The organism is Neisseria sp. P0008.S010 (genome assembly GCF_051962715.1).
Classification (GTDB): Bacteria; Pseudomonadota; Gammaproteobacteria; order Burkholderiales; family Neisseriaceae; genus Neisseria; species Neisseria elongata.
In genome coordinates, this window is record NZ_JBQCVA010000071.1 from 1 (window position 1) to 7,518 (window position 7,518).

The 7,518-nt window shown below is 48.0% G+C and carries 6 protein-coding genes; 4 read left to right on the forward strand and 2 right to left on the reverse strand.

The window, feature by feature from the left end; all coding sequences use genetic code 11:
• Nucleotides 1–369: 369 nt before the first annotated feature.
• Both ACTHSL_RS11935 and lon read right to left on the reverse strand, forming a co-directional pair.
• Entirely contained in the window at nt 370–639 is a 270-nt protein-coding gene (locus ACTHSL_RS11935; protein WP_003770633.1) for an HU family DNA-binding protein, read from the reverse strand.
• A 192-nt stretch (nt 640–831) separates the two neighbouring features.
• Nucleotides 832–3,267, reverse strand: a complete 2,436-nt coding sequence (gene lon, locus ACTHSL_RS11940) for an endopeptidase La (RefSeq protein ID WP_440381571.1) — start codon at nt 3,265–3,267, stop codon at nt 832–834.
• A gap of 194 nt (nt 3,268–3,461) precedes the next feature.
• Between lon and ACTHSL_RS11945 the strand changes: the two genes are divergently transcribed.
• From ACTHSL_RS11945 to ACTHSL_RS11960, 4 genes are all read left to right on the forward strand, one after another.
• Nucleotides 3,462–3,731 carry an HP0495 family protein gene (locus tag ACTHSL_RS11945; RefSeq protein WP_440381572.1) on the forward strand — a complete coding sequence of 90 codons (270 nt, stop codon included), beginning with the start codon at nt 3,462–3,464 and terminating at the stop codon, nt 3,729–3,731.
• The gene (lipB, locus tag ACTHSL_RS11950; RefSeq protein WP_440381573.1) at nt 3,731–4,351 is read left to right on the forward strand and encodes a lipoyl(octanoyl) transferase LipB; all 621 of its coding nucleotides are present in this window, start codon (nt 3,731–3,733) and stop codon (nt 4,349–4,351) included. Before ACTHSL_RS11945 ends, lipB begins: the two co-directional genes overlap by 1 nt.
• Entirely contained in the window at nt 4,348–5,325 is a 978-nt protein-coding gene (gene lipA, locus ACTHSL_RS11955; protein ID WP_440381574.1) for a lipoyl synthase, read from the forward strand. Before lipB ends, lipA begins: the two co-directional genes overlap by 4 nt.
• A gap of 70 nt (nt 5,326–5,395) precedes the next feature.
• A complete protein-coding gene (locus ACTHSL_RS11960) occupies nt 5,396–7,144 on the forward strand; it encodes a hypothetical protein (RefSeq protein WP_440381575.1) in 1,749 nt (582 codons plus the stop codon).
• Nucleotides 7,145–7,518: the final 374 nt, after the last annotated feature.

Consider the following 7,518-nt stretch of genomic DNA (forward strand, 5'->3'; position numbering starts at 1 on the left):
TGTGCGGTTTGCTGGAAGAAGGTGCTCATGAGAAATCCCCTAAATGTCTTGGTGGGAATTTAGGGGATTTTGGGGGGGATTTTGCAAAGGTCTCAGGCCGTCTGAAAATACGCTTTCAGACGGCCTTTTGCCATACAGCAATACCGATATCCGACCATATCTCTTTTCAGACGGCCTGCATTTGTGTAGAGGCCGTCTGAACGCCGGGAATAAGGCTTGGCTTGGCAGGACGGTAGCTTTGTCTTTCCCGTGCGGAAACCCGGCCTCACAAGCAAAGCTTTGTCTTCAGACGGCCTTCCGTTGCCAAGAGGCCGTCTAAAACCTCGGTATCGTTTTTTTCAGACGGCCTTTTATTGTTTCCAAACCAAATTACAGGGCATCTTTTAAAGATTTTCCGGCACGGAATTTCGGAGTTTTGGCTGCAGCAATAGTCAGCGGCTCGCCGGTTTTAGGATTGCGGCCTTGACGCTCCGCACGCTCGCCCACGTAGAAAGAACCGAAACCAACCAGAGTTACGGTATCGCCTTTTTTCAGGGCTTCGGTAATGGCGTTGACCATACCGTCTAATGCTTTGGCTGCTGCAGCTTTAGAAATGTCGGCTTCTTGAGCCATTGCTTCGATCAATTCAGACTTGTTCACAGTTAAGTCCCTTTCTGTCGTCTAAAAAATAAAAGATTCCAAAATGAACTCTGCTTTTGGAATACGGATTGCTTATAGCGCGTCTTTATAACAAGGCTGAATTTGCCATGTCAAGGCAAAAGGCATAAACGGGAGGCTTTTCCAATCAAATTGCCCGCCGCCGGTGCCTTTTGCAACACAATACAGCCGGACTCAGTGTTTACGGACTTTTGCGCTTGACTTTGACTTGGAACTGTCAACCTGCCCGTTATCGGCATTTTCAATTGCCTCAGGCTGGTATTCCAAACCCAACGCCAAAACTTCATCTATCCATTTCACCGGATGAATCGTCAGACCCTCCTTCACATTGGCCGGAATGTCTTCCAAATCTTTCACATTGCCCTGCGGTATCAAAACATGCTTGATACCGCCGCGCAAAGCCGCCAGCAGTTTTTCCTTCAAACCGCCGATAGGCAGCACTTCGCCACGCAGCGTAATCTCCCCGGTCATGGCCACATCGGCGCGCACCGGAATATTGGTAAATGCGGAAACCATGGCCAAAGTTATGCCTATGCCCGCGCTGGGGCCGTCTTTCGGGGTTGCACCTTCGGGAACATGGATATGGATGTCGTGTTTTTCATAAAAATCGGCGGCCAGCCCTAATCCGTCTGCACGAGACCGAACGACACTCCACGCGGCGGTAATCGATTCCTGCATCACATCGCCCAGTTTGCCCGTGCGGACAATATTGCCTTTGCCTTTCAAAGCCACTGCTTCGATGGTCAGTAATTCGCCTCCCACTTCCGTCCATGCCAAGCCGGTAACCTGTCCGACCCGGTTTTCACTTTCGGCCACACCGAAATCGTAATGGCGCACACCGAGATAATCAGACAAATTTTCAGCATTAACAACTATGGCCTTTGGTTTGCTTTTGCGCGTTTTCGTTTTTTGTGCGTCTTCCGTCAATTGTGCGGCCATTACACCTTTGCGGCAAATTTTGGCGATTTCCCTATCCAGAGACCGTACGCCTGCTTCACGGGTGTAATAGCGCACGATGTCGCGCACGGCATCTTCTTCAATCCGTATTTCGCCTTCGCGCACACCGTTTCTCTCCATCTGCTTGGGAACCAGATACTGTATGGCGATACTGATTTTTTCATCTTCTGTGTAACCCGACAACCGAATGATTTCCATACGGTCGAGCAAGGCCGGCGGGATATTCATGCTGTTTGAAGTGGCGATAAAAAGCACATCGCTCAAATCGTAATCGACTTCGACAAAATGATCGGCAAACGAATGATTTTGCTCAGGATCGAGGACTTCTAGCAGCGCGCTGGCAGGATCGCCACGGAAATCATTGCCGAGTTTGTCGATTTCATCGAGCAGGAACAACGGGTTTTTCACTCCGGCCTTAATCATACCCTGAATGATTTTGCCCGGCATCGAACCGATATAGGTGCGGCGGTGTCCGCGGATTTCGCTTTCATCCTTTACACCACCTAAAGCCATGCGAATATACTTCCTGCCCGTCGCTTTGGCAATAGAGTGGCCAAGCGAGGTTTTACCGACACCCGGAGGGCCGACCAAACACAAAATCGGGCCTTTGAGTTTGTCGCTGCGTTTTTGCACAGCCAGATATTCCAAGATGCGCTCTTTCACTTTTTCCAAGCCGTAATGGTCGGCATTCAGCACCAAATCGGCCTTGGCAATATCTTTAATCACGCGGGTCTTTTTCTTCCACGGCAATTCCAACAGGGTATCGATATAGTTCCGCACAACTGTCGATTCCGCCGACATCGGCGGCATCATTTTCAATTTTTTCAATTCTGACAAAGCCTTGTCTTCAGCTTCTTTGCTCATGCCTGCGGCTTTGATGTCGGCTTCCAGCTTGTCCAGCTCGGCACGTTCGTCTTCCTCGCCCAATTCCTTATGGATGGCTTTCACCTGCTCATTCAAGTAATACTCGCGCTGGGATTTTTCCATTTGCCGCTTCACACGGCCGCGGATACGTTTTTCCACCTGCAGAATATCGAGTTCGGCATCAAGCTGGCCGAGCAGGAATTCCATCCGTTCGGCCACATCGACCTTATCCAAAACCACTTGACGCGACTCCAATTTCAACTGCAAATGGGCAGCAATGGTGTCGGTCAGACGGCCGTTGTCCTCAATTCCGGAAATCGTGCCCAACACTTCCGCCGGAATCTTTTTGTTCAGCTTGGCAAACTGGTCAAATTCATTCAACAACGTGCGGCGCAATGCCTCCATATCTCGATCCGGCCGGGAAACTTCTTCAACTTCTTCCACATGGGCGAAAAAATAATCGCCGGCGTTTTCCACCGTCAGCGCACGGGCGCGGCGGATGCCTTCCGCCAACACCTTTACCGTGCCGTCAGGAAGTTTCAACACTTGCAGGACGTTGGCCACCGTCCCCATTTTATGCAGGCTGTCGGCTTTAGGCTCTTCATCATTTGGATTTTTTTGCGCGAGCAAAAAAACCGGTTCGTCGTTTTCCATTGCCTGCTCCAGTGCGGCAATCGATTTGGCACGGCCGACAAACAGCGGCAGAACCATATGGGGGTATACCACCACATCGCGCAACGGTAATAAAGCCAGTGCACGGTAATCATCGGAGAATTGGGTTTTAGCCATAGTTTTTGCTTCCTTTACGAATCTAGGGGCGGGACATTGGGCTGTACCTAGTTTTTTTCAAGGCTTGATTTTAGGCCGTCTGAAACTTATTTAAGGCAGACTTCAAACGCCGATTGCGCTAGAATATGCACCGTTATTTTTCAGACGGCCTTCCATTACTTACAGGCCGTCTGAAAACCAGCAAGGAACCAAAAATGACTGAAAAAAAACAAAGCCTCATCGAATTTCCGTGCAGCTTTCCGATTAAAATTATGGGTGACAAACACCCCGACTTTCCCGCCAAAGTGCTGGAAACCGTGCAACAGCACGCCCCTGATGCCGAACACGGCCACATGACTATACGCGATAGCAGCAGCGGCAATTATCAAAGCATCACCATGCCGGTAAATGTCGAAAGCCAGGAACATCTCGACAGCATCTACCGCTCCCTGACTGCCCATCCGATGGTGAAAGTCGTACTATAATGAAAACTGTACACCTTGGCCGATGCGATTACGCACCCGTGTTCGAAGAAATGAAACGCTTCAACGACGAGCGCACCGCCGATACCGAAGACGAACTGTGGGTGGTAGAACACAACCCCGTCTTTACCCAAGGCTTGGCTGGCAAACCCGAACACCTGCTGATACGCGACGACATACCCGTCGTCCAAATCGACCGTGGCGGGCAAATCACCTATCACGGCCCCGGCCAACTGGTGGTCTATACCATGATAGATTTCAAGCGGCGTAAAACCTCCGTCCGCAACATCGTATCCGCGCTGGAAAACAGCATCATCGATACCCTGTCCGACTACGGCATCACCGCCAACGCCGACCCGCAACGCCCCGGCGTATATGTGCAAGGCAAAAAAATCGCCTCCCTCGGCCTACGGATAAAAAACGGCTCGGTTTATCACGGCCTGGCCCTCAATATCGACATGGACCTGAGCCCTTTCACCCACATCAACCCCTGCGGCTACGCCGGTTTGGAAATGACACAAATCGCCGAACACGTCCGCCCTGCTCCGTCCTTCGGCGAAGTAGCAGAAAAACTGACGGGCTACTTGGAAGGCCGTCTGAAAACGAAAGCACCACACGAATGACCACAGAAACAAACCCTCTCGACAACCGACAAGGCGTCAAACACACCGGCGCATCAAAAACCGCCCGCATCCCGATCAAAGTCGTTCCGCTGGAAGAAAAACTGAAAAAACCGGAATGGATACGCGCCAAGCTGCCGAATCCGAAGAAATTTTTCGAAATCAAAGACATCCTGCGCGAACAAAAAATGCATACCGTCTGCGAGGAAGCCGCCTGCCCCAACATCAGCGAATGCTTCAGCAAAGGCACGGCCACCTTCATGATTATGGGCGACATGTGTACGCGCCGCTGCCCCTTCTGCGCCGTCGGACACGGCAGACCAAACCCGCTCGATCCCGAAGAACCGCAAAACTTAGCCAACTCCGTCCGCGCCATGAAACTGCGCTACGTCGTCATCACATCGGTAGACCGGGACGACCTGCGCGACGGGGGGGCACAACACTTTGCAGACTGCATTACCGCCATCCGAGAAGCCAGCCCCACCACCAAAATCGAAATCCTGGTACCTGATTTCCGCGGCCGCCTAGACATTGCATTAAAAATTTTGGCGCAAACCCCGCCCGACGTAATGAACCACAACCTTGAAACACACCCCCGCCTCTACAAACAGGCACGGCCGGGCGCGGATTACAAACACTCACTCGAACTTTTGCGCCGCTACAAAGAAATGATGCCGCACATCCCAACCAAATCCGGCATCATGGTCGGCTTGGGCGAAACAGACGATGAAATACGCGAAATCATGGACGACATGAGGGCGCACAATATCGAAATGATTACCATCGGCCAATATCTGCAGCCTTCAGACGGCCACCTACCCGTTTTGCGCTATGTTACTCCCGATATGTTCAAACAATTTGAACGTGAAGCATACGCCAAAGGCTTTGCCAACGCGGCTTGCGGCGCAATGGTACGCTCCAGCTACCATGCCGACGAACAGGCAGCCGAAGCACTGCGCGAATGTTGTGAATTCTAACAATAAATGATACTAAACATTGCTCTTTGGTGCTATACATCGCTAAATGGTGCTAACATGGAATAACAAGATGCCGGTGATCCAGATTAAAGAATTTCCCAACGACGGAAGAGTTTGGAGAATTGATTGGTTCGGAGCAGTACGAAAAAACGATAACGTACCTACGGAACCGACCATCGACGTTTATCTCAGACCTGTATCAGTAACAGACAAAACGTCTATTGCTGATTTTGGCTGGTTAAATAAAGAGCGAATATGCTGCACTATTGGTGTTGGACAACTGCCGGTACTTACTATCGGTTCTCTTTGGAAAAACGGTAAGTTATTGGATTACAAAGTTATCGTGCCTAGTAATCTACCAAACGTTAACATAGCTGAAGATTCTGTACGTTTGATTGAAGCAGCGCATAAAGATCAAACCGGTTATATCATCAATAAAGCTGCCTTTGATATTGGCGGTTTCAAAAATGGATTATCTGCAAGATGTTTGGCTATTGAATCTGATGGAGATCCCTATTCAATCATTATTCCCGTTGCTGAAGTTATTCGTTTTTATTACGCCATTTCAACCAATTTGGCCAAGATTGCTTTTTTGGGGTCATATGAAACTAATTTCGATCAAATCATCGGTGAGCGATGCGGTTTTGATTCAAAAACCAAGATTCTCATAATCCATTTACGACAATGGCTTTACGATAATGAGGGATGGGTTTTGGGTAGGATTTTAAGGGACAAAAATGCACAGCAGGGATTTTTCCAAATTCATCGTTCGTTAGTCAAACAATCAGTGGGGAAGTATCATCAGCCGATGCCGGAAACTAATTTCCCGTTTCAAGGAAAAACAGATTGGGCTGCACGCTGCCTAAGTTTTACGAGCGGTGGAAAAGTTCGTACCTTAATCTTAGAATTATTGCGTTGTACTGCTCCCTTTCCTTTTTCTAATTTAGTGGTTATTAGAGACAATGATGGCAGGCAAGCATCTCCAGAAACTGATCTACCGGAATCAAATAAACGTCCTTATCTAAGGAACCAGAGATTAAAATCTGGTACTTCAAAAAAACTGCATAGCATAGAAGAACCTGTGCAGAATATGAAAAGAATGGTTATTGACTATGTAAAAGAACGTTTTGGAGATCTTTGGAATAAAGAACTCATCAAGCCTGAAAAAGAGTTTTGTAATTATAGAAAAACAGACTTACTGTTTTTGCCGCCATCGGAATCGACCACAGCATTGGGAACCGGCGACGGTACATCAGGACAGTCTAAAACTGCTCCCATTTCAATCTCTATTAATGTTGGAAAAGAAACAGACATCGCTCAAAAGCCACGTTCTCACAGTCGTTCCGAAGCTCTGCCTGCTACCTTTGAAAATATGATGGCCGCTGTCCGATATTTATCAGAGAACTATCAAGATAAAGGTGTTACGGCAAAAGTATGGCCGACCCTATATATGCCGTTAACTTCTAATCGTAGCAGTCAATGGTCTTATTTAGATACTTCTGCAACAACAACCAACCTAGTCAAAACTCCAAGAAGAGTTTTAATTGCCGAACTCAATATAGATAATATGCTATTTTGGTTGGTGGAGTTTGAACAAAGAGAATCAGAATCCTTAACTGCTGCTATGATATATGGAGCAAGTTCAATGAAGGCTGAAGAAATAAAAAAAATCCTGCATTTGCTTGCTCGGTCAAAAGGAATTTGGAAAAATATTCCTCCACACGGGAGATTTCATATCAGGCCAATGAAGCATAGCTGGCCGAGTATCAAAGAATATGCTTCATCTATTTACAAAGCCTGCTTGGCAACTTCCACCTGACTTGTGTTTCTGTTGGTACAATCCAAATCTATTAGTACATCTGTCATTTAGATACATTAATATTTTCTTAATTTTTAGGATGCAACTTATGCCACGCACGCACGCTGTGGTATTCAGAATAATCTGACACAAATCAGAAATAGGTGACACAAAATGATGCTCACCTATCCCTATACAATCAAAAATCCTGTTACGTCTACCTTCTCACTGGCGAAGCTGTCACCGAACCGGCCCTATCTGCTTTGGTGGTATGCTGCCTTGGTAAAAGGTTCGGAATCGGGTCAAAATAATCTGCAAGAGACCTTTGCAAAATCCCCCCAAAATCCCCTAAATTCCCACCAAGACATTTAGGGGATTTCTCATGAGCACCTTCT

Excerpts from the sequence above, each read along its gene's own strand:
- ACTHSL_RS11945 (WP_440381572.1), top strand. The coding sequence starts at position 3,462 with ATGACTGAAAAAAAACAAAGCCTCATCGAATTTCCGTGCAGCTTTCCG.
- lipA (WP_440381574.1), top strand. The coding sequence starts at position 4,348 with ATGACCACAGAAACAAACCCTCTCGACAACCGACAAGGCGTCAAACAC.
- ACTHSL_RS11960 (WP_440381575.1), top strand. The coding sequence starts at position 5,396 with ATGCCGGTGATCCAGATTAAAGAATTTCCCAACGACGGAAGAGTTTGG.
- lipB (WP_440381573.1), top strand. The coding sequence starts at position 3,731 with ATGAAAACTGTACACCTTGGCCGATGCGATTACGCACCCGTGTTCGAA.
- lon (WP_440381571.1), bottom strand. The coding sequence starts at position 3,267 with ATGGCTAAAACCCAATTCTCCGATGATTACCGTGCACTGGCTTTATTA.